Genomic DNA, 23,563 nt, shown 5'->3' with positions numbered 1-23,563 from the left:
GGCGCGCCGGAAAGGCTCTCCGAACACACCGGGTGAGCTGGCAAAGCTGTCCGGCCTGCCGGAAGAACGGCAGCCGGTCGCGCGGCACGGCTCGGTCACACCTGCGGTCACCGAGCACGGCACCCCCCTACCGCGCTCCGCGCCGGAACGTCCCGGCCCCGAGCCCTCCCCTTGAGCCGCTTGCAGACGGACCGATGCGGGTGAGATGTACGACGGTATTGATGATTGAACCAGTATGGCAAGACCTGGAACGAGGCCTCACGTTTTTGTTGGTTTTGCCGTAACGCAACCCTGTACGTACTGCTCAGCGCCTGGAACGGATTTGTCCCATGCGTTTGAGGATCCTGTCCGCGGGCTCGAACAGTTCCGGCCGCGACAGCACCGCGTTGCGCAGCGCCCGGACCGGGGCGCGGCGCGCCCGATGCCCGACCGCCACCGGGTGACGTCGTGTCACCCACCCTTCGCACACGCTGAGTTCGCGTGTCTTCAGGGAGTCCTTGTACTCCTTCTGGCCCCGGCCGAGATCCAGGTACGCGATGCCGTCGGCGGCGGCCGCCTCGGCCATGCGCAGATGCAGGATCAGCCCCGGGGAGAACTTCGCGAACGCCGGGTCGTAGGCCGGGAACCAGCAGGCCAGCACCCGTTCGGAGCGCAGCCCGAAGTGGGCGGCGACCGGCCGGCCGTCCGTGTACAGCACCGACAGGATCCCCGCGAAGGAGTCGGAGCGGGTGTGGAACAGCTGTGTCACCAGGCGGGTGATCCACTCGTGCGCGAAGCGGTCGCTGCGCCCGGTCCGCCGGTACTGGGCGGACTTCCAGGCCATCAGCCTGCGCAGCGCGGCGGGGTCGCGCTCGTCGTGGACGTAGCGCACCGGGCCCGTGTCACGGCCCAGCCTGCGCTCCTTGGCGAGTGTGGTCCGGGTGAACTTGGGCGACCGGGCGCGCAGTTCGCGCACATACGTGTCGTAGCCCTGGTCGACGTCCATGACCGGGGACGGGAAGCTGCCGGAGGCTCCCGCCTCGAACGGCTCCTGGCCCGTCACCAGGTGGTCGAACTCCCAGACGGCCAGTGAGCAGGCCCGCAGCAGCTCACGGGCGTCCCAGGTGAAGCCGGGCCGGTGCACCAGGCCCTGGCAGTCGGAGACGCCGAGCCCGACGGCCCGGCCGACGCCGGTGGCCGATCTCTGGAACGGGAAGAACGCGGCGGGCTCGCCGTCCTCGCGGACCACCGCGATCCGCACCCCGCGTCTGCACCGGCCCACCGCGAGTGTGAACTCGGGGGAGAGGAAGGGGTTCCCCAGTTCCTCCGCACCGTGCAGATGAGCCTTGGACTGCATCGCGGTCCACGCCGCCCGGTCGGCGGCGCTCAGCTCGCCGGGGCGGTACACGCTGATGTCCACGTCAGGAGCCCTGTCTTCTCGCCGTACGGCCGCGCTGCCGCCGCACCAGAACCAGCAGGAGAACGAGGGAGCTGAACGCGGTGACGGCCAGCAGTCCGCCGCTGACGGACCATCGGTGCACGGCCAGCATCCCCTGGGCCACCAGCATGTCGAGGACGACCGCGCCCGCCACCGAGACGAGGACGCGGCCGAAAGGATCCAGTCCGCGCAGCGCGGCGGCGATGGCCGCGGCCGGCGCCGCGAGCAGGAAGAACAGCGTCAACGGGCCGCGCAGGGGGGAGTTGGAGCCGGTGAGCGCGAGCAGCGCACCGATCCCCCCGATTGCCGTCGCGGCGCCCGCGAGCAGCGGTGACAGGTCCCTCCCCGGCCCTGACCGCGCCCGCTGTGTGCCCGGTGTTGAAGCTGTCTTGATGCGTATGGTCTGCATTGGCGACTTTGCCCCCCGAAGCGCCGGATGCCGGGCTTCAATGTCGCGCAGCCCGCGGCGCCCGTCAAGATGCGGAAGCCGCTCGTACGGGTGCTCGCCTGCTTGCGGACCTCCTTCGAGTGGCCGGTTCCCAACCTCCCAAGCCTCTTGCGCCACAACGGATTTCGTTGATCGCTAAAAAGTTTTGACATGGACACTTCCCTGTCAACACGCGTAGCTGCTACCACGGTTACGGCAGAGATCCTGCTAAAGGGAGGTTCCATGAGACGAAGTTCCCGAATTTCCGCCTATGTCGGCTCCCTCCTCCTGACCCTCGGCCTCGCCCTGACCGGGGCGACGATGGCGCAGGCGGCCCAACTGGCTGCGAACGGCCCGTACGTGGCCCTCGGCGACTCCTACTCATCCGGGGTGGGCGCCGGCAGCTACATCAGCTCCAGCGGCAGCTGCAACCGCAGCACGAACGCGTACCCCTACCTGTGGAATGCAGCCAACTCCCCGTCGTCGTTCTCCTTCACCGCCTGCTCGGGTGCCAGGACCGACGACGTACTGGCCAACCAGCTCGGCCCGCTCAACTCCACCACCGCCCTCGTCTCGATCACCGTCGGCGGCAACGACGCCGGTTTCTCCGACGTCATGACGACCTGTGTGCTCCAGTCCGACAGCGACTGCATCTCGCGCATCAACACCGCCAGGGCGTACATCGACTCGACGCTGCCCGGCAAGCTGAACAACCTCTACTCGACGATCCGCACCAAGGCTCCCAACGCGCGCGTGGTCGTCATCGGCTACCCCCGCTTCTACCTGCTCGGACAGCTCTGCCTGGGCCTCAGCGAGGCCAAGCGCTCCGCCATCAACGGCGCCGCCGACTACATCGACGCCGCCACCGCCAAGATCGTCGCCAACCACGGCTTCGTCTTCGGCGACGTCCGCACCACCTTCACCGGCCACGAGATCTGCTCCGGAAGCTCCTGGCTGCACAGCGTCAACTGGCTCAGCATCGGCGAGTCGTACCACCCGACGGCGGCCGGCCACTCCGGTGGCTACCTCCCGGTGTTCACCAAGGCGGCCTGACCCACCGTCACCACGAGGCACCACCAGGCCCTCTCCGCGCCCGAAGCGGAGACCCCGCGCGTCGGGGTCTCCGCCGCGCCGGCCCGCCCCTCGGGCCGATCCTGCGGGACCTCTCGGTCATCGCTCAGCCCAGCGCCGCTGCCGCCCCCTTGAGCATCAGCCCGGCCCCCAGAGCGACGACCACGCACGCCGACCCGAGCGGCGCGGTCCTGCGCACCAGGGCCGCCACCGGGCCCGCGGTCCAGCGGGGGCGCCCGTCCAGCAGCCGGTGCACGCCGCTGCCCAGCTTCACCACGGCGATCCCGGCCGCGGTGAGGGTCAGGGCGAGTCCGACGCCGTACGCCACCACGAGCAGCAGCCCGAACCAGGCCTGCCCCAGCGCCACCGCGCCCACCAGGACCACCACCGCGGACGGACTGGGCACGAGCCCGCCGGCGAACCCCAGGAGCAGGGTGCCGCGGAGGGTGGGTGCCGCGGGGTGGGTGTGGGTGTGGCCGCCGTGAGTGTGTTCCAGGCCGTGGTCGTGATGGTGATCGTGGCTGTGCGCATGCCCGTGCTCGTGCCCATGGCTGTGACCGTGCCCGTGCGCGTGGCTGTGACCGTGCCCGTGGTCGCGGTTGCGCCAGGCGCGGCGTACGAGGCCGGCGCCCGCCAGGGTGACCAGGACGCCGCCGGCGACTCCCAGCCAGGCGATCACCGAGGGCGCGGCCGCGGAGCCGGCCGCGACCAGCAGCCCGAGGGCGACCACGCCGAGCGTGTGGGTGACCGTCACCGAGGCGGCCAGCGGCAGGACGTCCCTGGGGCGGGCCCGGCCGCCGCGCGCCGCCGCCATCGCCGCCATGACGGTCTTGCCGTGGCCCGGGGCCAGGGCGTGCAGCGCGCCGAGCCCGACGGCGACGACCAGGGCGAGGGCGGCGAAGCCGAGGGTGAGGTCGTGCCGGGCGACCAGGTCGTCCAGAGCCCGTGTCCAGCGGTCGGCGCCGCGGGGCAGCACGGAGGCGGCGGGCGCGTCGCGCCGCTCGTCGGCGAGCGCGGGGCCGCCCGGCCGCACCCGCAGGGACGCGGCGGAGGTGTCGGCGGGGGAGGTCAGCAACCGCGCTGGATAGACGGTCAGTTCGCGGGACACGGAGGTGTTCGGCACATCGGACGCGGTGAGCGTCATCCGGTCGCCGCGCGCCGTGATCTCCCGCCAGCCGGGCCCGGAGGACGCCTCCGCGCCGCGGAAACCGACGGTGGCGGTGGCTCCCTCGGGCAGCGGCGTGCTCAGCCCGCACTCCACCCGGAGGGTGTCGAGGCCCGCCTGGCCCGGGCGCACGCGCGCGTGGCTGCCGTGCGCGGTGAGCGCGACCGTGCGTCCGTCGACCGTGACGGCGCTGTCCCGCGCGGCCTTCTCGCACCGCTGCCGGGCCCACGCCGCCAGGCCGCTCCGCTCGATGTCCGGCTTGGCCAGGGTCGCCGGGATCTCGGCGAGGTCCTCGACGTGGTCCACACGGAGCACGCCGGGGGAGGCGACCAGCCCGTCGTAGCGGTTGACGGTGAAGTTCCCGAGCGGATGCGCGCTCGCGACGCCGGCCGGGACGAGGACGAGAGCGCAGGCCGCGGCGAGGACGGCCCCGGTGGCGCGGAGGGGGTGGAGGTGTTTCATCGGGCTGCCTCCGGGGACTTCAGGGTCGTGCGTGCCGTGCGGGCGGTGAGGGGGGAGAAGCCGGGGTTCGGTTTCAGGGCGGCCTTGCGGTAGCCGGTGGCCGTGGCCTGTCGGGCGTGGGGGAAGGCCTCCCGGGCGCGGCCGTTCCTGTGCGGCGCCCTGGCGGGGGCGGCCGGGGTGGCGTGGAGTGGGTGGAGGTGTTTCATCGGGCTGTCTCCAGGGACTTCAGGGTCGTGCGTGCCGTGCGGGCGGCGAGGGGGGAGAAGCCGGGGTTCAGTTTCAAGGCGGCGGTGAGGTGGGTGCGGGCGGCGTCGGTGTGGCCGGTGGCGTGCTCGATCATGCCGCGGTGGTAGAGGAACGCGGCGTTGCGGTAGCCGGTGGCCGTGGCCTGCCGGGCGTAGGGGAGGGCCTCCCGGGCGCGGCCGTTCCTGAGCAGCGCCCAGGCGAGCGCGTCCGCGGTGTGCACGGTGTGCCGGCGGGCCCATTCGGCGCGGGCCGCGCGCAGCGCCGCCCCGGCGTCGCCGTGGTCGGCGGCGGCGAGCGCGGTGTCCAGGTCGGCGTTGACGCCGCCCGCGCGGGCGAGCGCGATCCAGGCGTCGACCAGGGCGTACTGGTTCCGCGCCTTCGCCCGGTCACCGGCGGCGCCGCGGGCCTCGTACAGCTCCCCGAGCGCGACGAGCGGTCCGGGCAGCGGGGAGCGGGAGACGACGTCCTCCAGGTCTCCGACGGCGGCGGCGAGGTCACCGCTCGCCGCCCGGGCGCGGGCGCGGCCCTCCAGAGCGGGCAGGTAGCCGTCGTCGGCGGCCAGGGCCCGCGCGTAGTGGCCGAGGGCCTCCTTGTACTCACCCTGGTTCCAGGCGAGTTGGCCGAGCTGGGTGGCGACGTAGGCGATGTCGCCGCGGGCGGTGGCGGCGGCGAGGGCCTGCTCGAGGACGCGGTGGGCGGTGGTGACGTCGCCGCGCAGTTCGCGCACGTAGGCGTAGCGCGTGAAGACCGGTACGCCCGGGCGCCGGGCGTCGGCGGTGTCGGCTGCGTCGGACGCCTCGTCGTACCGGCCGAGTTCGACGAGGGCGTCGATCCGGGAGGACAGGGCGCGCTCGCTGTAGGGGTTCCGCTCCAGGGCCTGGTCCGCGTGGGCCAGGGCACCGGCGAAGTCGTGCCGGGCGGCGGCGAGCGCGGCCCGGCCGGCGAGGGCCGGATCGTTTCCGGGCGCCAGCTTCAGCGACCGCGCCAGCGCCCTCTCGGCCTGCGGGTACCGCGAGGGGTCGCCCTTGGTCCGCGCCTCCTCGACCTGGGCGAGCCCGAGGGCGGCCCAGGCGGCGTGGTCCTTCGGCGTCGCCCGCAGACGCGCCTGGAGCGACGTGACGTCGGTGCCCGGACTTCCCCCGGCGAGCAGCTCCGGAGCCACGGTCCCGCCCGCGAGGCCGGCCGCCTCATGGCCGTCCCGCCCCGCCCCCACGGCCAGGGCGGCCCCGGTCATGACCACGGCCAGCAGCACCACGAACCCGGCTAGCGGCCCCCGCCGCCGACGGCGCCCCGTCGCGGCGACGCGCCCGTCCGCGACGGCTCGGTCGCCAGGCCCGCGGGACACCGGCGGCCCCACCTCCGGGGCACTGCCCTCCGCCTCGCGCTCCCCGGGGGAGGTGGGGGTGCCGTCCTGCGGGCCTTCGGCCTCGCGCTCCGCCGGGGCCGTGGGGGAGACGTCGTGCGGGTGCTCGCGGTGGTGTTCCCTCGGCGGGCCGGCCGGGCCGTGGTCGGGCTCGGCGGGCCGGTTCTCCGAAGGCGTCGCGGGACCGGTGGTGCGGGGTCCGCGGTCAGGTGGGGTGGGGTCGTCGCGCCGGGCCATGCCCTCTCCTTGGTCGCCTGGGTGTTCGGGCCGAACCGCCGGTACGGCCGTGGTCGCGTGGGGTGGCGCGGCCCGCGCCGTGGGGGATGTGTGGAGCGCGGGCCGCGCCGGCCGGTGGGGGCGTGGGTCAGTACGGGCGCTGCGAACGGCGGCGCCACCAGGACAGGCCCGTGCCGATCAGCAGGACCCCGGCCGCTCCCGCGGCGGCCGAACCAGCCATCAGCATCGTGTCCCCGGAGGCCCCCGCCGGCCGCAACGCGTCGCCCAGCCCGCTGCGCACGTCCGCGCTCGTGCTCTCGGCGACCCGCCCGCGCGAACCCGACGTCGGCTCGGCCACGTACGGGAACGAGCTCTCGAACTTTTTGTCGTTCGCGTCGACCGCGTCGCCCAGGTCGTTCTTCGCGCCGAGCAGCGCGCCCTCCATCACCTGGAGCGCCGCGTCGATCACGTCGTCGGTGAGCCTGCGGCCGTTCGGGAAGCCCGCGTTGTCGCCGTCGAGGACGCCCAGCCGCTTCGGATGCGGGCTCGGCTCGATCGAGGTGTTCAGCCGCAGCTGCTCCGACGGCCGCACGTACGGCGGCTGGTTGAGGTCCTTCACGCCCTTGAGGAACACCTCCACGAGATCGGCGCGCGGCTCGGCGGGCGCCTTGATCTTGTAGATCTGCTCGATGAGCTTCGGCAGTTCGGGATGGGTGACGTTCCGGAGGAACCGCGCGTCGTCGTGGGGCGAGGAGGCGTTGAACCCGTCCTTGTCCTTCTGCGGGTTGACGACCTCGTTGACGAGCGGGTTGCCCAGACGCGAGACCTGCGTGAAGCCGCCTCGGGCGTTCCTGCGCTGCGTGGTCGACCAGATGCCCACGACGGGCTGCCCGGCCGACTCGCGGATCAGGTCGTTCGGCACCTGGAGGGCGATCGTGTTGACGTTGTAGCCCTTGAGCGTGTCGTTGCCGACCTCCGAGAGGTCACCGCCGTACAGCAGGTCGAAGACGCGGAGGTCCGCGAAGAACGGGTCGTCGGCCTGCCCGGCGAACGTCGCCGCACCGCTCGCCGTCCGGTGGACGGCCTGCTTCCGCAGCGCGCCGTAGTCCGGCATCGACGCCTTGCCGACGTTCGACGGCGCCACCGGCACACCGTCCGCGAGCCGCGTCGTGGACACCGGCCGCTCGTGGCGCAGCCTGATCAGATCGACGTCGTACGTCTGGGTCACGTTCAGGTTCGGGTCGTCCAGGCTGTGCACCGGACCCGTGTTGTAGAGGAACGTGTGCTTGTCCTTGACGTGCGTCCTGAACGTGAACCGGAAGACCAGGTCGCTCCGCGCGTCACCGTCGTTGTCGATGTGCAGGTCGTACTGGGCGTCGTCCGCGAACGTGTAGAAGTTCGGACCCCCGGCCGGCTCCTCGAACGGTATCCAGTTCGCCACGAGGGTCGTGGTGTCGGGCTTGTCCGGGCTGACGAACGCGTACAGGTCCGTGTTGTCGTACTGCGGGGTGCCCGAGATGAGCGGCGCCTCCCGGTGGCTGGAGGCGGCGGCTCGCCCGGGTTCGAGCACGGCCGTGCCGGTGGCCGCGAGCCCCCCGGCGGCCAGCGCGCCGCAGACGAGGGAGGCGAGGCCTCTGCGTCCCTCCCCGGGAGCCGAACGCCTGGGGGTGCCCCCGCCGCGCCTGGAGAGACTGGGGAAACTTGTCATGCCGATCCGTCCTCAGTGCCGACTTGCCTGTCGTACGGGGATTCGGAGACCGGGCCGGTCGGGATGGGTCCGTCGCCGGATTTCTTTTCTTCCTGCCCGACCCGCGTTTTCGGCCCGCCGATCCGTACCTCATCCGAGGGGCACGCAGTTGGCGCGCCCCGCGTGCGTGAGGACGGGCCCACGGCGGCCGGCGGAGAGGGGGCGGCGGGTGGAGGCGGACGAGCTTCTGGTGCTCGTGGCGGGGGGCGACCACAAGGCGTTCGAGGAGCTGTACGGGCTGGTGTCCGGACCCATCTACGGGCTGGTGCGGCGCGTGGTGCGCGACCCGGCCCAGTCCGAGGAGGTCGCTCAGGAGGTACTGCTCGAACTGTGGCGCTCCGCCCCGAGGTTCGACCCCGGGCGGGGCAGCGCCCTGTCCTGGGTGCTCACCCTCGCCCACCGCCGCGCCGTCGACCGGGTGCGCAGCGTCCGCGCCGCCGGCGAGCGGGAGCGGCGCGAGGCGGTGCGCGCCGCCTCGCCGGCCTTCGACCACGTCGCCGAGGAGGTCGAGGCCGGCCTGGAACGCGAGTGGGTACGGCGCTGCCTGGACCGCCTCACCGCCCTGCAACGCCAGTCGGTCACCCTCGCCTACTACGACGGTTACACCTACCGTGAAGTGGCCGAGCGGCTGTCCCTGCCGCTGGGCACGGTCAAGACGCGGATGCGCGACGGGCTCATCCGGCTGCGCGAGTGCCTGGGATGTGCCGCATGAGCCTGCTCGACCGCCTGCTGCGCCGCGAGGATCCGCACTCCCTCGCCGCGCCCTACGCCCTCCACGCCCTGGAGCCCGCCGAACGGGTCCGCTTCGACAAGCACCTGAAGAACTGTTCCGCGTGCGCCGCCCAGGTGCGTGCCCTGTCCGAGGACGTGGTGCGTCTGGCCTGGTCCGCCGCCACCCCGGCGCCCGCCGCGCTGCGCGAGCGGGTGCTGGCCGCGATACGCGACACCCCTCAGGATCCCGCGCCGGCGCGTGAGCACACGCCCCAACTGCCCCCGCACGTCTGGGGGACCCGGCCGCCGCCCGCGCGCACCCGTGCGCCCCGGCCGCGCCCCCTGTTCGTGCCGTTCGCCACCGTGACCGCCGCCGCGGCCCTCGTGGTCGCCGCGCTCTTCGCCGTGCAGGCGAACCGGACCCAGGACGAGCTGGCGGCCCAGCGGGACCGGGCACGTGAGATCGCCCACGTTCTCGCCGCCCCGGACACCCGGGCCGCCACCGGCCGGGACGCGGAGGGCCGCAGTATCGGAGTGATCGCTTCCGCTTCGCGGGAGCGGGCCGTGGTGACCCTGGGCGGGTACGCGGATCCGCCCAGTGGCCGGGTGCGCCAGCTGTGGCTCATGCGCCCCGGCGCACCACCGCGCTCCCTCGGCCTGTTCGAGGGTGACGCGCCCCTGGTCGTCTCGGGCCTCACTCGGTCGGCGACATCACTCGCCGTGACCGTCGAACCCGACGGGGGGTCACCCGGGCCCACTACACGGCCAATTGTTCAACTCGCCTTGAAAACGGTCGGATTCGGAGAGTAATCGTCAACACCCCTCCAGGGAAGGTGAATCCTGCCACCGCGATACACGAGTGCCCCAACGGGGCGATAGGGTTACTCTGCCCGGGCCGGGTGGACTCGTACGGGTGGGGAGTGACATGGAGCAGATAACAGTGCGCAGCAGGGCCAGGGTCCCTGCGATCACCTGCGGGAGCAGCGCGACCAGCTCGCGTCTCGACCGCCATCTGTCGGTGCTGGCCGGCCCCGCCGTGCCACAGCGGGAGACGGCCGAGGCGACGTCGCTGATGCGCGAGCTGACCGCACGTGGTCCGCACGACCGCACGGGCAGGCGAGCCAGGGTCCACCGCGTGTCGCTGTTCGCGCCGCTGCGCAGGCTGCGCCGCTCGCTGTTCGGCGCGCGCTGAGTCCCGTCCCGCGTCTCCTCGGCCCGTTCACCCGACCCGCGCTCAGGCCACCACGCCGACCGGGCGCAGCGCCGCGATCTCGCCGTCCGTCATTCCCACGGCACGCGACAGCGCCCCGGTGTGCTGTCCGAGCGCGGGAACATCCCCCGCGCGAAGCCACCTCCGTCCACCCGCTCGACCCGATGACCCGGGCCCCGAGGCCGGCGAGCTGCCGGGCGGCGCACGGCGCCGACACGGCCTGCTCGACTGGGGCCACGGTGACGTCCTCCAGGGGCGGCGGAAGCTGATCCGCGCCCCGGATCATGACCCGCGTCCACCCCTTTGTCACCGGAGCGGATCACCCGCCCGGGCGGCCGGATCGCCTCCGGGCGCCCGTCCATACCCGCCGGCAGCCCCTCAGATCAGGGCGAACTGACCCTCGGGGCCTTCCTCGCGGTGGTCGAGGACCGAGGCCGGTCGGCGGGCCGCGTCCGGCACCGGCAGGATCCCCGCGGACCGCAGGCCGGTCGCGGTGATCGCGTCCGTCACCTCCAACGCCTCCCGGCGCGGCCCCAGTTCAGCCAGCAGGGCGAGGACCGTGATCAGCTCCAGGAGCTCGGACGTCCACGCCTGCGGCCAGGCCGCCGGGCGGACGGCCGCCAGGGTGCCCGGTTCGCCCTGCGCGGTCCGCGCGGCGAACCACTGCTCCAGGACCCGCACCGAGCCGGCCTCGAAGTCCCAGGCCTGCGGCGGGACGGGGGAGACACGGCCCTCGTCGAGGTGCAGGGTCTCCTCGTCGTGGTCGTAGCGCACGGTCAGCGGGCGTGCAGGCAGCGGGGCGCGGACGTAGGGGCGGCGCCCGCCGGGGAGCTTGGGGCGCTCGCCGTCGCGGCGCATCAGCCACAGCGTCCGGCGGCCCAGTTCCACTCCGGCCGCCCAGGCCCCGGCGTTTCCGGTGAGCGGGACCACCGGGCCGTCCGGACCGGGGCGGGCTGCCGCGAGCGTCCAGGCGAGGACGTCCTCCGGGGCCGGGCGGTGCCCGAGGCGGGCGGCCAGGTGGTCCAGCAGGCCGGGCGCCAGGTTCGGCTCCGCCGCCGCCGGACGGCGGTACAGCGGCCGGATGCGTCCCGGACGCAGGACGGGCAGCAGGGACGTCGCCAGCAGGGGCGGTCCGGTGCCGGGCGCGGCGGCCGTCTCCGCCACGAAGACCTGCCGGGCGTCCGCCACCCGCCACAACTCGGGGCGGGCCGCGTCGATCAGACGGTGGTCGGGAATCAGCCACTGCTCGTCGAACGGCGCCGCGAGCACACGCACCGGCTCCGGGCAGGGGCCCGAGGCGCGGATCAGCCTCCCGGTGCCGCCGGTCCGGCCCGGCAGCTGCCCGACGGCCGTGTACGGCGTGCGCGAGCGCGTCGGCTCGAACAGGGCCTCCCGGTCGGGGCCCTCGGCCTTCAGCAGGGCCTCCCAGCGGGCCCTGAGACAGCCCGCGTCGGGAGCCACCGGCCACCCCCGGCCCAGCCGCGGCGGTGCGACGGACCACGGCATGAGGTCGGCCAGCGGCGGAGCGTCGTCGTGCGTCACGCCGGGCATCGTACGACCTGACCGGACGGCCGGGTCAGGTGGCGTCGAGGGTGACCGTGAAGGAGAAACGGTCCCCCCGGTAGTGGATCACCGCCACGTCCAGCGGCCGCCCCGCCGCGTCGTAGGTGACCCCCGTGTAGTGCAGGATCGGGCTGAGCAGCGGGACTTGCAGCAGCCGCGCCGTCTCCGGATCGGCCAGCCGGGCCTGGACGGTGTCCGTGATCCGGCTGATGTCGGCGCCCACCACGTCCCGCAGCACCTTGGTCATCGGCCAGCGCACCAGATCCTCCGGCGTCATCCGGCGGGCCAGCTCCGGACGGACGTAGTTGCGGGCGTGGTTGGTCGGCTCACCGGTCTTCTCGTCGCCGCGCAGCCGGTGGTACGTCGCCACCTCGCCCAGATCCGGGAAGAACTCGGCCAGTTCGGCGGGCACCGCCTCCGTACCGTGGGCCAGCAGCTCGGTGGTCATACCGGACTGCTGGGCCACGATGGCGTCCACCGAGCCCAGCAGCCGCACCGGGGCGCCCCGCCGGGCACCGGGCTCGATGAACGTGCCGCGCCGCCGGTGTCGGGTGATCAGCCCCTCGTCCTCCAGCTCCTTCAGCGCCTGCCGCATGGTCAGCACGCTCACGCCGTAGTGCCCCGCCAGTTGCTCCTCGGTGGGCAGGCGCAGCGGGTCCTGGGGCGAGCGGCCGAGGATCGAGGCGCGCAACGACTGCGACACCTGGTACCACAGCGGCAACTTGCGGTTCAGGACGATCGAATCCGGGGCGAAGGAGGTCACGGTTCATCCGTACCGGTAGGGAATCGATCAGGGCAAGGGGCGGAAGTGACGCTCGAGCCCCTGCCAGACGTCGTCGTACCGCCGCTGACGGTGCTCGGCCCCGGCCGCGTGCGGCGTGAGCGTCAGCGGCCAGCGCGTCTCGAACATGAACGCCAGCCCGTCGTCCACCTTGTGCGGCTGCAACTCCGCCGCGCTCGCCCTGTCGAAGGTCTCCCGGTCCGGGCCGTGCGCCGACATCATGTTGTGCAGCGAGCCGCCGCCCGGCACGAAGCCCTCCGCCTTGGCGTCGTAGGCGCCCTCGATCAGGCCCATGTACTCGCTCATCACGTTCCGGTGGAAGTACGGCGGCCGGAAGGTGTCCTCGCCGACCAGCCAGCGCGGCGCGAAGACGACGAAGTCCACGCCGGCCAGGCCCGGGGTGTCGGAGGGCGAGGTCAGCACCGTGAAGATCGACGGGTCCGGGTGGTCGTACGAGATCGTGCCGATCACGTTGAAGCGGCGCAGGTCGTAGACGTACGGCACGAGGTTGCCGTGCCAGGCCACCACGTCGAGCGGGGAGTGGTCGTAGGTGGCGGTCCACAGGTTGCCGCAGAACTTGTTCACCACCTCCACCGGGCCCTCGGTGTCCTCGTAGGCGGCGACCGGAGCGTGGAAGTCGCGGGCGTTGGCGAGGCCGTTGGCGCCGATGGGGCCGAGGTCGGGGAGGCGGAAGGGGGCGCCGTAGTTCTCGCAGACGTAGCCGCGGGCGGTGGCGTCGAGAAGCTCCACGCGGAAGCGCACCCCGCGGGGGATGAGCGCCACGTCGCCCGGCTCGGCGTGCAGCAGCCCGAACTCGGTGCGCAGCAGCAGCCCGCCGTGCTCCGGCACGATCAGCAGCTCGCCGTCCGCGTCGCTGAAGACGCGCTCCATCGAGGAGTCGGCGTGGTAGAGGTGCACGGCCACTCCGGTGCGCTGGGTGGCGTCGCCGTTGCCGCCCAGCGTCCACAGTCCGGCGAGGAAGTCCGTCCCGCGGGCGGGCTCCGGCAGCGGGTTCCAGCGCAGCCGGTTCGGGTCGGGCACCGTCTCGGTGAACGGAGCCGTGCGGATCGCGCCGTTGCCGGTCCGGGTGAACGCCGGGTGCGCGGCCGACGGGCGGATCCGGTACAGCCACGAGCGGCGGTTGTGGGCCCGCGGCTCGGTGAAGGCGGTACCGCTGAGCTGCTCCGCGTACAGCCCGAGCGGGGCGCGCTGCGGGGAGTTGCGGCCCTCGGGCAGTGCGCCCGGAACCGCCTCGGAACCGTGCTCGTTGCCGAACCCGGAGAGGTAGGTCAGTTTCTCGGCGGTCTTGCGTGCGTCCCCGCTCATGATCGCTCCCTTGCAACCTGATTCCTATGGAACACCGTAGGATTGGCCTTTCCGGGGCGCAAGACCCCCTACTCCGGGCGGAGGGCAGAACCCGACCTCAGGGGGATCCGGTGGGTCCGGCCGCTGCTCTAGGCTCCCCAGTCATGTCGTCGTGGACGCGGGGATCACTCGCTGCGCTCGCGGTCTGTGCCCTGCTCCTGGCCGGGCCGGCGGGCTGTGGACCGGAGGGCGCGCACGGGCCGGTGGACGGGAAGCCGCCCGAGCCCGTGGGCAAGCTCCTCGACCACACCGACGAGGAGGGCCGGCGCTACCGCGAGGTGGACCGGAAGACCGCCCCCGAGGTCCGTGTCGAGGTGCGGCCGGACACCGACGGCGACTGGGACGTACGGCTGGCCGTGCGCCGCTTCCACTTCTCCCCGGACGGCACGGCCGCCCGGGCGACGGCCGGGCGCGGCCTCGCCCAACTGCTGGTGGACGGCCGGCTCGTCGTCCGCCTGCGCGCCACGGAGTACCGCCTCTCCGGCCGGTTCGTCCCCCACGGCACCCATCACGTCACCGTCCGCCTCTACGCCGACGACGGCACGGTCTGGGCGGTCGCGGGCCGTCCGGTCCAGAGCACGGCCGATATCACGGCCGCGCCCCCGGAAGCGCCGGAGTCGCCGGAGCCGTCCCGGTCCGTGTCTGCGAAGGCACCCGCCCCGGCCGCGTTTCCGAAGCCGTAGCGGGGTCGCGGTCCGGCCTGCCGGGGGCGCGCTTCACCCGCTCGTCGGGGGAGGGCATGATGAAGCCGTGTCCCACCCGACCCCGCTTCGCCGTGCGCCCGTGCAGCGGCGCAGCGCCGAACGGCTGACCAGGATCCTCGACGCCTGCGCCGATCTCCTCGACGAGGTCGGCTACGACGCGCTGACCACGCGTGCCGTCGCGGAGCGCGCCGGTGTGCCCATCGGCTCGGTCTACCGGTTCTTCGGCAACAAGCGGGCGATGGCGGACGCGCTCGCCCAGCGCAACCTCGACCGGTACACCGAGCGCGTCGCCGAGCGGCTGAAGAAGGCGGAGAAGGCGGAGAAGGCGGAGAAGGCGAAGAAGGAAGGGACGGAGGGGAAGGCGGGGAGCGGCGGATGGCGTGCCGCCATGGACGCCGTCCTGGACGAGTACCTGGCCATGAAGCGGACCGCCCCCGGGTTCTCCCTCGTCGACTTCGGCAACCAGATCCCTGTCGGCGCCCGCTACGCCGAACCCAACCACCGCGTCGCCGACCGGCTCACGGACCTCCTGTCCGGCTATCTGCGCCGCCCGCCCGACGACGACCTGCGGCGCACCTTCCTGATCGCCGTCGAGACCGCCGACACCCTGGTCCAACTCGCCTTCCGTGTCGACGCCCAGGGCGACGAGCGGATCATCGAGGAGATGCGGCGGATGCTGCGTCCCTACCTGGCGCGGGTGCTGGACTGAGACCGATTTCCCGGTGCCGCGAGGTCCCGGCGGGGAGGGGCGGGAAACGGTTGCGCCGGGCGGGGGAAAGCTGACGGCGCGTCGGGTGCCGGTCGCCTCACGACGCGAACGCATGTGAAAGACAGTCAGATGAAAGAGCGATTTGTATGAAAATCGTCTGACTCGGAGGAACACGCATGCCCACCCTGACAAACCCACGCACCTTCGGCTCCCGCGTCGGCGCCGTCGCCCTGACGGCCCTGACCGCGGCCGGTGCCACGTGGCTGGCGGCACCGTCCGCCATGGCCCAGGGGGAAGCCGGCGACATCAAGATCCATCGGGTGGGCGTGCCCTTCGGAGTCTCGAAGGACGACCCCGTGGTCTGCCGGTTCTACCTGGACGCCGCCAACTTCGACGTCCTGCCCAGCATCGGCTACAGCATCCAGCCGCAGCCACCGCTGCCCAACAGCGCCACCGTCACCGGCACCATCGCCCTGGGCGGCGGCGCGGGCCACACCGACCCGCTGGGGCTCGCTGACGGGCAGTACAAGATCACCTGGACCGGCGCCGGCACTCCCAAGGAGAAGATCTTCCGCGTCCACTGCCGCGGGGACAACGGCCCACACGCGGGGGCGCATGGTCCGGGCGGCCGGATCGAGGACCCGGGCCGCAACGAGGTCGCGGGCTACGGGCGCGGCGACCTCGGCGGTCCGCTGGGCGGCGTCCAGGCGGGCGGCGGCGGTCTCGCCTCGTCGGTCGCGGCCTTCTCGCCGGTGACCGGGGCGGCGGCCGTGGGTCTGGTCGCGGTCAGCGGGGTCGTGTACACGCGGCTGGCCCGCCGGCGCCCGCATGGTGCCGCGTAGGCGCAGACGCAGGCCCTGGTACCGGACCCGCGCCTACCGCCTGGCCAGGACGACCGTGCTCGCGGTCGTCCTGGCCACGGCCGGGAACCGGTGCGGTGGGCAGCACGACGGCACCGCGCCGGAGCGAGCGGCCGGGCCGGGCGCCGTGGCCCCGGCCCACCCGGGTCCCTCCGGCGGGGAGGGCGACGGGGCGGACGGAGGCAGGGCGGACGGAGGCAGGGCGGACGGCCGCGCCCCGGCACGCGGCGATGCCGGCACGGACGGTTCGAACGGCGGCGGCCCGGACCGCGGCAGGTCCGCCTCGCCACGGCCCGGATCCTCCTCGCGCCCGCCCGCGCCGCTGCCCCGGTCCCGTGCGACCACCCTGCGCATCCCCTCCCTCGGCATCGACGCGCCCATCATCGGGGTCGGCCTCGACGGCGACCGGGAACTCCGGACACCACCGGTCGACAAGCCCAAGCTCGTCGGCTGGTACGACGGCGGCCCCACGCCCGGGGAGCCCGGCACGGCGGTCGCGGTCGGGCACCGCGACACCAGGACCGGCGCCGCCGTCTTCGCCGGGCTCGGCCGGCTCGGGCCGGGCCACCGCATCGAGGTCCGGCGCGAGGACGGCCGCACCGCCGTCTACACCGTCGACAAGGTACGGGTCTTCGACAAGGCCCGCTTCCCGGACAAGGAGGTGTACGGCACGTCCCGCCGCTCCGAACTCCGCGTGATCACCTGCGGCGGCCTCTACACCCACAGGGCCGGCTACTCCAGCAACGTCGTCGTCTTCGCCCACCTGACCTCGACGACCTGACACCGGGCGGCGCGGCGGGCGGGTGGCCCACGGCCGGCCGCCCGCCCTGAACATGATCGTCCGCTTTCTCGCCTGGCGGACGGCGGCGTCCGATCCTGCCCGGTCTCTTCCCCCCGGTGCGCACATTCCGTTAACTTCCGTGACTCATACGCCCCGTACGACCCGCACGAGGCGTTCGACCCGCGGAGCCTCAGTGCTCTGGTGAGTCCCGGGGGAATGCCTCATGACACGCGCCATCTCTCTGCACGACGTGAGCAAGACCTACGCCAAGGGCGTCCGCGTGGTGGACCGCCTCTCGCTCGACATCGCGCCCGGCGAGTTCCTGGTGCTGCTCGGGCCCTCCGGCTGCGGGAAGTCCACCGTGCTCAGGATGATCGCCGGGCTGGAGGAGATCACCGAGGGGCAGTTGCTGCTCGACGGCGAGTACGGCAACGATCTGCCGCCCTCCGGCCGGGACATGGCGATGGTCTTCCAGAACTTCGCGCTCTACCCGAACATGACCAGCCGCGACAACATCGGCTTCCCGCTGCGCATCGAGTCGCCCGGCGCGGACCCCGCCGGCCGCGTCGACGCCACCGCCCGGATGCTGGGCATCGAGGACCTCCTCGACCGCTTCCCCAGCCAGCTCTCCGGCGGCGAACGCCAGCGCGTCGCCATGGGCCGCGCGATCTCCCGGCACCCCTCCGCCTTCCTGATGGACGAGCCGCTGTCCAACCTCGACGCCAAGCTCCGCAACCATCTGCGCGCCGAAATATCCAAGCTGACCAGGGAGTTGGGCGTCACCACGGTCTACGTCACCCATGACCAGTCCGAGGCCATGTCCCTGGGCGACCGGGTCGCCGTCCTGCGCGGCGGCGTCCTCCAGCAGGTGGACACCCCACGCGCGGTGTACGCGCTGCCGCGCAACGTCTTCGTGGCCGCCTTCATCGGCACCCCGCGCATCAACCTGCTGCGCGGCCTGGTCCGCGCCCCGCTCGACGGCGCCATGACCATCAGCCTGGGCAAGCAGTTCCTGCGCCTGCCCGAACCCCTGTCCCTGGACCACCAGTTGCTGCGCGTGCAGCAGGGCCGCGAAGTGATCGTGGGGCTGCGCTCGGAGGCCGTTCGGATCGCCCCCAAGTTCTCGGCCTCGTCCCGGCGCACGGGAGCCCCCGCGCCCGTCGCCCGGCCCGGGGAGGTGACGATCACGGGGCTGGTGGAGCACATGGAGTTCCAGGGCCACGAGGTCCTCGTCCACTTCAACACCGGCTCCCGCCCCGCCGTCGTGCCCGATCTGGAGGCCCCGCGTCCCACCCGGCGCCCGACCCGGCGGCGCCGGCGCGAGGGCACGGTCCTGAACCGGCTGCGGGACCGGGCGGGCGCCCTGCGCGCGGGACCCGTGGTGGTGCTGGAGCACCCCGCCGGACCCGCGCCGGACCCGGTCGCCGCGCCGGAGCCCCGCCTGCCCGGCGACCTGGTCGTGCGGACCACGCCGGACATCGAACTGCGGCACGGGATGCAGGTGCCGCTCCTGGTCGACCTCGCCCGCCTGTTCGTCTTCGACCAGCGCGGCGAGCGCATCTGCCCGGCCCCGGACCGGCTGCCCGACCTGGAGGAGTGAAGGGCCCCGGCAGGGCGGGGACCGGCAGGGTGAGGGGCGTGCGGCCAATGGAAAGCTACCGGCGCTAGTTTATGGGCTGCCAGTAGCTTGTTCACGCGGATGCTTGTGCGCGCGGACGAGACCGACGACGGCCCCCGCCCCGGAGGAGCACGATGAAGGCACACGACGGCATGTACATCGACGGCGCCTGGCGTCCCGCCGCGGGCCGGGACGTCATCGAGGTGGTGAACCCGGCCGACGAGCAGGTGATCGGCACCGTGCCCGCGGGCACCGCCGAGGACGTCGACGCGGCCGTACGCGCGGCCCGCGCCGCCCTGCCCGGCTGGTCCGCGACTCCGCCCGCAGAGCGGGCCGCCCGCCTGGCCGCACTGCGGGACGCGCTGGCGGCCCGCGAGGAGGAGATCGCCGGGACCGTCACCGCCGAACTCGGTTCGCCGCTCGCCTTCTCCCGGACGGTCCACGTGGGCATGCCGATCGCGGTCGCCGGTTTCTACGCCGGCCTCGCGGCGACGTACGCCTTCGAGGAGAAGGTCGGCAACTCCACCGTGTACCACGAGCCGGTCGGCGTCGTCGGCGCGATCACCCCCTGGAACTACCCGCTGCACCAGATCGTCGCCAAGGCCGCCCCCGCGCTGGCCGCGGGCTGCACCGTCGTCCTCAAGCCCGCCGAGGACACCCCGCTCACCGCCCGGCTGTTCGCCGGGGCGGTCGACGAGGCCGGGCTGCCGGCGGGCGTGTTCAACCTGGTCACCGGAGTCGGCCCGGTCGCGGGACAGGCGCTCGCCGAGCACCCGGACGTGGACCTGGTCTCCTTCACCGGATCCACGGCCGTCGGCAGGCGGATCGGCGCGATCGCGGGCGCCGCCGTCAAGAAGGTCGCCCTGGAACTGGGCGGCAAGTCCGCCAACGTCATCCTGCCCAGCGCCGACCTGGCCAGGGCGGTGAACGTCGGCGTCGCCAACGTCATGTCCAACTCCGGCCAGACGTGCAGCGCCTGGACCCGCATGCTGGTCCACCACGACCAGTACGAGGAGGCGGTCGCCCTGGCCGCGACGGCCGCCGCCAAGTACGGCGAGCGCATCGGTCCCGTGGTGAACGCCAAGCAGTGGGCACGGGTGCGCGGTTACATCGAGAAGGGCGTCGCCGAGGGGGCCCGCGTCGTCGCGGGCGGCCCCGGATCCCCGCGCGAACGGGGCTACTTCGTCAGCCCCACCGTCCTCGCCGACGTCACCCCCGGGATGACCGTCGCCCAGGAGGAGATCTTCGGCCCGGTCCTCTCCATCCTCCGCTACGACGACGAGGAGGACGCCCTGCGCATCGCCAACGGCACGGTCTACGGTCTCGCCGGCGCCGTCTGGGCGGGCGACGAGGCGGAGGCGGTGGCCTTCGCCCGCCGGCTGGACACCGGCCAGGTCGACATCAACGGCGGCCGCTTCAACCCCCTCGCCCCCTTCGGCGGTTACAAGCAGTCCGGCGTGGGCCGCGAACTCGGCACGTACGGCCTCACCGAATACCTCCAGACCAAGTCCCTCCAGTTCTAAGGGAGTCACGCCTCATGGCCGTACGTGCCGCCGTCCTGCCCGCTGTCGGCTCGCCGTTGGAGATCACCGGGATCGAGTTGCCGGAGCCGGGGCCCGGACGGGTTCGTGTCCGGCTCGCTGCCGCCGGGGTCTGCCACTCCGATCTGTCCCTGACGAACGGCACCCTGCGGGTGCCGGTGCCCGCCGTTCTCGGTCATGAGGGCGCCGGGACCGTCGTCGCGGTCGGCGAGGGCGTCACCCACGTCGCGCCGGGGGACACGGTGGTGCTCAACTGGGCGCCGTCCTGCGGGAACTGCCACGCCTGCTCGCTCGGCGAGGTCTGGCTGTGCGCCAACGCGATGAACGGCGCCGCCGACGTCCACGCCCGCACCGCCGACGGCACCGAACTGCACCCCGGCCTGAACGTCGCCGCCTTCGCCGGGGAGACGGTGGTCGCCGCCTCCTGCGTGCTGCCCCTCCCGGACGGCGTCCCGGTCACCGACGCCGCGCTCCTCGGCTGCGCCGTCCTCACCGGTTACGGCGCCGTCCACCACGCGGCGAAGGTGCGCCCCGGTGAGACGGTCGCGGTGTTCGGCGTCGGCGGAGTGGGCCTCGCCACCCTCCAGGCCGCCCGGATCGCCGGCGCCGGGAGGATCGTCGCCGTGGACGTCTCCCCGGAGAAGGAGGAACTCGCCCGCCGGGCGGGCGCCACCGACTTCCTCCCGGCCACCGGGGACACCCCCCGCGAGATCCGCGCCCTCACCGGGAAACAGGGGGTCGACGCCGCCGTGGAGTGCGTGGGCCGCGCGGTCACGATCCGCGCCGCCTGGGAGTCCACCCGCCGTGGCGGCCGCACGACGGTCGTCGGCATCGGCGACAAGGACGAGCAGGTCACCTTCAACGCCCTGGAACTCTTCCACTGGGGCCGTACCCTGACCGGCTGCGTCTACGGCAACTCGGATCCGGCCAGGGACCTGCCCGTGCTCGCCGAACACGTCCGCTCCGGCCGGCTCGACCTGGCCGCCCTGGTCACCGACCGGATCTCCCTGGACGACATCCCGGCCGCCTTCGAGAACATGCTGGCCGGCAAAGGCGGCCGGGCGCTGGTGGTGTTCTGAGGCCCGCCGGTCGTCCCGGGGTCAGGACACGTGTTCCGGCCGGGGCTCCTCGCGCGCCGTCCGGGAGGTCCGGCGGTGCGGACGGGAGCGGGAGACCGCCACTCCGGCCAGGCACAGGGCCCCGCCCACCAGGGTCACCGGACCCGGCACCTCACCCAGCGCCAGCCACGACATCAGCACGACCAGGGCCGGCACGGCGTACGTCGTCGCGCCCATCCGGCTCGCGGTCGTGCGGGACAGCGCGTAGGCCCAGGTCGTGAACGCGAGCGCGGTCGGGAACACGCCCAGGTAGACCATGTTGAGCGTGGCCGGCAGCGGGGCGCGGGCGGCCTCGTGGAGGAGCTGGCCGGTGAAGGGGAGGCAGACGACCGCGCCGACCAGGCACCCGAACGTCGTCACCTGCAACACGCTCGCCCGGCCCAGCGCCGGCTTCTGGGCGACGACCCCGGAGGCGTACGCGACCGCCGCCAGCAGGCACAGCACCACGCCCAGCACCGAGGATCCGCCGCCGCCCGACATCGACAGGCCCACGGTCACCGCCCCCGCGAACGACACCGCCATGCCCGCCAGCAGCCGCGGCGGCATCGGATCCCCCAGCAGCCGCGCCCCGAGCAGCGCGATCAGCAGCGGGCCGACATTGACCACCAGCGCCGCGGTCCCGGCGTCCACCTGTTGCTCGCCCCAGTTCAGGGCCACCATGTAGAAGCCGAACCACAGCAGCCCGGATATCGCGATTCCGCGCCAGGCAGCCCGCGGCGGCCACCCCTCCCGCCGCACCAGGCAGATCGCGCCCAGCGTCAGGGCTCCGGCCAGCAGCCGCCCGAGGGCCAGCGCGCCCGGCGAGTACGCGGCACCCGCGCTGCGGATCGAGACGAAGGCGGAGGCCCACAGCACCACGGTGACCGTGGCGGCCGCGGCGGCCAGGCGGGACGGGGAGACGTTCATCATGCTTCCTGAGGTTAGGTGGGCAGGGGTGGGCGGGGCTCGCGGATTTCGGACGGCGGGACCGGCCGGCGGCGCGCTCAGCGCAGCGCCGCCGTCTCGATCCCCAGCAGGTCGGACAGGGCGCGCTCGCCGGCCGGGGTGACCCCGACGGCGCGCTCCGAGCCGATGCGCACGCACCAGCCCGCGTCGAAGGCGTGCCGGCACAGGGCCGCGCCGGCGGCCCCCGCGAGATGGGGGCGCCGTTCCGTCCAGTCGAGGCAGGCCCGGACCAGCGGGCGCCGTCCCGTGCGGTCCAGGCCGATGCCCGTCGTGCCGAACCAGGTCAGCCCGGCGTCCGTCAGCGCGAAGCCGAGGTCCTGGCGCAGCAGTCCGCGCGCGGTGAGCGCGTCGGTGAGCGCGATGCCGAGCCGCCCGGCGAGATGGTCGTAGCAGGTGCGCCCGCGGGCCATCGCCGACCCGGCGCTCGACTCCCGCAGCGTGCGCGGCCGGCGCGCGGCCCGCGGGGCGGCCTGGGCGGCCAGGTCCTCCACGAGCTGGGCGACCCGCGCGTCGGCCAGGCGCACGTACCGGTGCCGGCCCTGCCGCTCCTCGGTGAGCAGCCCGCCCGCGACGAGCTTGCCCAGGTGCTCGCTGAGCGTGGACGCGGCGACGCCCGCGTGCCGGGCCAGTTCGCCGGCCGTCCACGCCCGCCCGTCGAGCAGCGCCAGCAGGCACGCGGCCCGCGTCTCGTCGGCGATCAGCCCGGCGAGCGCGGCCAGGGGTGGTGCCACGGGGTCCTGGCGCCGGGTTCGTATCCGTTCTCCGGTGCTCATGAGGCCAGCATGGGACACGGACGCTTCGGCGCGCGCCGAAGTGTGCTCACGTGCTCCGCCCCACCTGCTCGTACTGCCGAGTCAGCCCGTCCAGCAGCGCCGCAAGACCGGTCTCGAAGGCCCGTTCGTCGATCTTCTCCTGCTGCTCGGCCAGCAGATGGGCCTGCCCGAGACGCGGGTAGTCGGCCGGGTCGTAGGCCCCGGCGTCGTCCACGAAGCCCCCGGCGAAGGAGCCGAGCGCGGAGCCCATGACGAAGTACCGCATCAGCGCGCCGATGGAGGTCGCCTGCGCCGGTGGCCAGCCCGCGTCGACCATCGCGCCGTAGACCGCGTCGGCCAGCCGCAGCGCGGCGGGACGGCGGCCGGGGCCGCCGGCGAGGACCGGAACGATGTTCGGGTGGTCGCGCAGGGCGGCCCGGTAGGACACGGCCCAGTCGCGCAGCGCGGTCCGCCAGTCCCGGCCGTCCTCGAACATCGACAGGTCGACCTGGGCGCTCACCGAGTCCGCGACCGCCTCCAGGATCTCGTCCTTGGTCCGGAAGTGGTGATAGAGCGAGGGCCCGCTCACCCCCAGCTCGGCGGCGAGCCGGCGGGTGGAGACGGCCGCCAGGCCCTCCGCGTCCACGAGCTCCCGCGCCGTCGCGACGATGCGGGCGGTGCTGAGGAGCGGGGTGCGGGGTCGGGCCATGGGGCACATCGTAGAGCCGCGGGATCGAACAGGCGGCGCCCGCGCGGGCGGGCGTTCCGGGCCCCGGCCCCGGCAGCCGGAA

The 23,563-nt window shown here is 73.7% G+C and carries 23 protein-coding genes and 1 pseudogene; 11 read left to right on the top strand and 13 right to left on the bottom strand.

Annotated features, from left to right (window positions below; translation table 11 throughout):
- Positions 1-304 precede the first annotated feature (304 nt).
- Together ACIQMV_RS01610 and ACIQMV_RS01605 are read right to left on the bottom strand one after the other, a co-directional pair.
- Positions 305-1,399 (bottom strand): GNAT family N-acetyltransferase, encoded by a 1,095-nt coding sequence (locus ACIQMV_RS01610; protein WP_402590285.1) that lies wholly within the window; start codon positions 1,397-1,399, stop codon positions 305-307.
- A gap of 1 nt (position 1,400) precedes the next feature.
- Complete coding sequence (locus ACIQMV_RS01605; protein ID WP_253266216.1) at positions 1,401-1,826, bottom strand: hypothetical protein; 426 nt, start codon at positions 1,824-1,826, stop codon at positions 1,401-1,403.
- A 261-nt stretch (positions 1,827-2,087) separates the two neighbouring features.
- Here ACIQMV_RS01605 and ACIQMV_RS01600 point away from each other — a divergent pair, with 261 nt between their 5' ends.
- Positions 2,088-2,897 carry an SGNH/GDSL hydrolase family protein gene (locus tag ACIQMV_RS01600; RefSeq protein ID WP_402590283.1) on the top strand — a complete coding sequence of 270 codons (810 nt, stop codon included), beginning with the start codon at positions 2,088-2,090 and terminating at the stop codon, positions 2,895-2,897.
- A gap of 124 nt (positions 2,898-3,021) precedes the next feature.
- On the opposite strand, the gene ACIQMV_RS01595 is transcribed toward ACIQMV_RS01600, so the two are convergent.
- The 4 genes from ACIQMV_RS01595 to ACIQMV_RS01580 form a co-directional block, all read right to left on the bottom strand.
- On the bottom strand, positions 3,022-4,542 hold the full coding sequence (locus ACIQMV_RS01595; RefSeq protein ID WP_402590281.1) for a nickel transporter: 1,521 nt from the start codon (positions 4,540-4,542) through the stop codon (positions 3,022-3,024).
- On the bottom strand, positions 4,539-4,748 hold the full coding sequence (locus ACIQMV_RS01590; RefSeq protein WP_401775385.1) for a hypothetical protein: 210 nt from the start codon (positions 4,746-4,748) through the stop codon (positions 4,539-4,541). Before ACIQMV_RS01590 ends, ACIQMV_RS01595 begins: the two co-directional genes overlap by 4 nt.
- On the bottom strand, positions 4,745-6,388 hold the full coding sequence (locus ACIQMV_RS01585) for a tetratricopeptide repeat protein (protein WP_402590279.1): 1,644 nt from the start codon (positions 6,386-6,388) through the stop codon (positions 4,745-4,747). Before ACIQMV_RS01585 ends, ACIQMV_RS01590 begins: the two co-directional genes overlap by 4 nt.
- A 127-nt stretch (positions 6,389-6,515) precedes the next feature.
- Positions 6,516-8,075: a DUF4331 domain-containing protein gene (locus tag ACIQMV_RS01580; RefSeq protein WP_402590277.1), complete on the bottom strand. Its 1,560-nt coding sequence runs from the start codon at positions 8,073-8,075 to the stop codon at positions 6,516-6,518.
- 208 nt (positions 8,076-8,283) lie between these two features.
- Between ACIQMV_RS01580 and ACIQMV_RS01575 the strand changes: the two genes are divergently transcribed.
- From ACIQMV_RS01575 to ACIQMV_RS01565, 3 genes are all read left to right on the top strand, one after another.
- Complete coding sequence (locus ACIQMV_RS01575) at positions 8,284-8,826, top strand: sigma-70 family RNA polymerase sigma factor (protein ID WP_141362409.1); 543 nt, start codon at positions 8,284-8,286, stop codon at positions 8,824-8,826.
- Entirely contained in the window at positions 8,823-9,635 is an 813-nt protein-coding gene (locus tag ACIQMV_RS01570; RefSeq protein ID WP_401775374.1) for an anti-sigma factor domain-containing protein, read from the top strand. The genes ACIQMV_RS01575 and ACIQMV_RS01570 overlap by 4 nt, the downstream gene beginning before the upstream one ends.
- 115 nt (positions 9,636-9,750) lie before the next feature.
- The gene (locus ACIQMV_RS01565) at positions 9,751-10,017 is read left to right on the top strand and encodes a hypothetical protein (protein WP_141362413.1); all 267 of its coding nucleotides are present in this window, start codon (positions 9,751-9,753) and stop codon (positions 10,015-10,017) included.
- A gap of 143 nt (positions 10,018-10,160) precedes the next feature.
- Here the strand turns inward: ACIQMV_RS01565 and ACIQMV_RS01560 are convergent.
- From ACIQMV_RS01560 to hmgA, 4 genes and pseudogenes are all read right to left on the bottom strand, one after another.
- A pseudogene (locus ACIQMV_RS01560) lies at positions 10,161-10,321 on the bottom strand (CoA transferase); the annotation flags it as partial.
- A 92-nt stretch (positions 10,322-10,413) separates the two neighbouring features.
- Positions 10,414-11,586 carry a type ISP restriction/modification enzyme gene (locus ACIQMV_RS01555; RefSeq protein WP_402590276.1) on the bottom strand — a complete coding sequence of 391 codons (1,173 nt, stop codon included), beginning with the start codon at positions 11,584-11,586 and terminating at the stop codon, positions 10,414-10,416.
- Between the two features lie 25 nt (positions 11,587-11,611).
- Positions 11,612-12,361, bottom strand: coding sequence for a GntR family transcriptional regulator (locus ACIQMV_RS01550; RefSeq protein WP_402590274.1), 750 nt, complete (start codon positions 12,359-12,361; stop codon positions 11,612-11,614).
- 27 nt (positions 12,362-12,388) lie between these two features.
- Positions 12,389-13,705: a homogentisate 1,2-dioxygenase gene (gene hmgA, locus ACIQMV_RS01545; RefSeq protein WP_402590272.1), complete on the bottom strand. Its 1,317-nt coding sequence runs from the start codon at positions 13,703-13,705 to the stop codon at positions 12,389-12,391.
- Between the two features lie 143 nt (positions 13,706-13,848).
- Here hmgA and ACIQMV_RS01540 point away from each other — a divergent pair, with 143 nt between their 5' ends.
- The 7 genes from ACIQMV_RS01540 to ACIQMV_RS01510 all read left to right on the top strand — a co-directional run bounded on the left by ACIQMV_RS01540 (position 13,849) and on the right by ACIQMV_RS01510 (position 21,036).
- The gene (locus tag ACIQMV_RS01540) at positions 13,849-14,427 is read left to right on the top strand and encodes a hypothetical protein (protein ID WP_402590270.1); all 579 of its coding nucleotides are present in this window, start codon (positions 13,849-13,851) and stop codon (positions 14,425-14,427) included.
- A 67-nt stretch (positions 14,428-14,494) separates the two neighbouring features.
- The gene (locus tag ACIQMV_RS01535) at positions 14,495-15,157 is read left to right on the top strand and encodes a TetR family transcriptional regulator (protein WP_402590268.1); all 663 of its coding nucleotides are present in this window, start codon (positions 14,495-14,497) and stop codon (positions 15,155-15,157) included.
- 176 nt (positions 15,158-15,333) lie between these two features.
- Positions 15,334-15,999, top strand: coding sequence for a hypothetical protein (locus tag ACIQMV_RS01530; protein WP_402590266.1), 666 nt, complete (start codon positions 15,334-15,336; stop codon positions 15,997-15,999).
- Complete coding sequence (locus tag ACIQMV_RS01525; RefSeq protein WP_402590264.1) at positions 15,986-16,798, top strand: class F sortase; 813 nt, start codon at positions 15,986-15,988, stop codon at positions 16,796-16,798. The genes ACIQMV_RS01530 and ACIQMV_RS01525 overlap by 14 nt, the downstream gene beginning before the upstream one ends.
- Before the next feature lie 223 nt (positions 16,799-17,021).
- Complete coding sequence (locus ACIQMV_RS01520) at positions 17,022-18,398, top strand: ABC transporter ATP-binding protein (RefSeq protein ID WP_141362427.1); 1,377 nt, start codon at positions 17,022-17,024, stop codon at positions 18,396-18,398.
- A 152-nt stretch (positions 18,399-18,550) separates the two neighbouring features.
- Positions 18,551-19,939, top strand: coding sequence for an aldehyde dehydrogenase family protein (locus tag ACIQMV_RS01515; protein ID WP_402590262.1), 1,389 nt, complete (start codon positions 18,551-18,553; stop codon positions 19,937-19,939).
- A 14-nt stretch (positions 19,940-19,953) separates the two neighbouring features.
- Complete coding sequence (locus tag ACIQMV_RS01510; protein WP_402590260.1) at positions 19,954-21,036, top strand: Zn-dependent alcohol dehydrogenase; 1,083 nt, start codon at positions 19,954-19,956, stop codon at positions 21,034-21,036.
- A 21-nt stretch (positions 21,037-21,057) separates the two neighbouring features.
- Here ACIQMV_RS01510 and ACIQMV_RS01505 read toward each other — a convergent pair whose 3' ends face one another.
- From ACIQMV_RS01505 to ACIQMV_RS01495, 3 genes are all read right to left on the bottom strand, one after another.
- Positions 21,058-21,984: a DMT family transporter gene (locus tag ACIQMV_RS01505; protein ID WP_141362433.1), complete on the bottom strand. Its 927-nt coding sequence runs from the start codon at positions 21,982-21,984 to the stop codon at positions 21,058-21,060.
- 74 nt (positions 21,985-22,058) lie between these two features.
- Entirely contained in the window at positions 22,059-22,793 is a 735-nt protein-coding gene (locus tag ACIQMV_RS01500) for an ArsR/SmtB family transcription factor (protein ID WP_401775345.1), read from the bottom strand.
- A gap of 46 nt (positions 22,794-22,839) precedes the next feature.
- Positions 22,840-23,481: a TetR/AcrR family transcriptional regulator gene (locus ACIQMV_RS01495; protein WP_402590257.1), complete on the bottom strand. Its 642-nt coding sequence runs from the start codon at positions 23,479-23,481 to the stop codon at positions 22,840-22,842.
- Positions 23,482-23,563: the final 82 nt, after the last annotated feature.

The organism is Streptomyces sp. NPDC091412 (genome assembly GCF_044756885.1).
Taxonomy (GTDB): Bacteria; Actinomycetota; Actinomycetes; order Streptomycetales; family Streptomycetaceae; genus Streptomyces.
Note: the sequence above shows the minus strand (reverse complement) of the source record. Positions and strands in the feature narration are given on the sequence as shown.

What these genes read in the sequence shown, in the direction of transcription:
- ACIQMV_RS01600 (WP_402590283.1), top strand. Translation starts at nt 2,088, where the DNA reads ATGAGACGAAGTTCCCGAATTTCCGCCTATGTCGGCTCCCTCCTCCTG.
- ACIQMV_RS01595 (WP_402590281.1), bottom strand. Translation starts at nt 4,542, where the DNA reads ATGAAACACCTCCACCCCCTCCGCGCCACCGGGGCCGTCCTCGCCGCG.
- ACIQMV_RS01540 (WP_402590270.1), top strand. Translation starts at nt 13,849, where the DNA reads ATGTCGTCGTGGACGCGGGGATCACTCGCTGCGCTCGCGGTCTGTGCC.
- ACIQMV_RS01605 (WP_253266216.1), bottom strand. Translation starts at nt 1,826, where the DNA reads ATGCAGACCATACGCATCAAGACAGCTTCAACACCGGGCACACAGCGG.
- ACIQMV_RS01570 (WP_401775374.1), top strand. Translation starts at nt 8,823, where the DNA reads ATGAGCCTGCTCGACCGCCTGCTGCGCCGCGAGGATCCGCACTCCCTC.
- ACIQMV_RS01515 (WP_402590262.1), top strand. Translation starts at nt 18,551, where the DNA reads ATGAAGGCACACGACGGCATGTACATCGACGGCGCCTGGCGTCCCGCC.
- ACIQMV_RS01510 (WP_402590260.1), top strand. Translation starts at nt 19,954, where the DNA reads ATGGCCGTACGTGCCGCCGTCCTGCCCGCTGTCGGCTCGCCGTTGGAG.
- ACIQMV_RS01495 (WP_402590257.1), bottom strand. Translation starts at nt 23,481, where the DNA reads ATGGCCCGACCCCGCACCCCGCTCCTCAGCACCGCCCGCATCGTCGCG.
- ACIQMV_RS01580 (WP_402590277.1), bottom strand. Translation starts at nt 8,075, where the DNA reads ATGACAAGTTTCCCCAGTCTCTCCAGGCGCGGCGGGGGCACCCCCAGG.
- ACIQMV_RS01555 (WP_402590276.1), bottom strand. Translation starts at nt 11,586, where the DNA reads ATGCCCGGCGTGACGCACGACGACGCTCCGCCGCTGGCCGACCTCATG.
- ACIQMV_RS01530 (WP_402590266.1), top strand. Translation starts at nt 15,334, where the DNA reads ATGCCCACCCTGACAAACCCACGCACCTTCGGCTCCCGCGTCGGCGCC.
- ACIQMV_RS01590 (WP_401775385.1), bottom strand. Translation starts at nt 4,748, where the DNA reads ATGAAACACCTCCACCCACTCCACGCCACCCCGGCCGCCCCCGCCAGG.
- ACIQMV_RS01500 (WP_401775345.1), bottom strand. Translation starts at nt 22,793, where the DNA reads ATGAGCACCGGAGAACGGATACGAACCCGGCGCCAGGACCCCGTGGCA.
- ACIQMV_RS01585 (WP_402590279.1), bottom strand. Translation starts at nt 6,388, where the DNA reads ATGGCCCGGCGCGACGACCCCACCCCACCTGACCGCGGACCCCGCACC.
- ACIQMV_RS01565 (WP_141362413.1), top strand. Translation starts at nt 9,751, where the DNA reads ATGGAGCAGATAACAGTGCGCAGCAGGGCCAGGGTCCCTGCGATCACC.
- hmgA (WP_402590272.1), bottom strand. Translation starts at nt 13,705, where the DNA reads ATGAGCGGGGACGCACGCAAGACCGCCGAGAAACTGACCTACCTCTCC.
- ACIQMV_RS01520 (WP_141362427.1), top strand. Translation starts at nt 17,022, where the DNA reads ATGACACGCGCCATCTCTCTGCACGACGTGAGCAAGACCTACGCCAAG.
- ACIQMV_RS01505 (WP_141362433.1), bottom strand. Translation starts at nt 21,984, where the DNA reads ATGATGAACGTCTCCCCGTCCCGCCTGGCCGCCGCGGCCGCCACGGTC.
- ACIQMV_RS01525 (WP_402590264.1), top strand. Translation starts at nt 15,986, where the DNA reads ATGGTGCCGCGTAGGCGCAGACGCAGGCCCTGGTACCGGACCCGCGCC.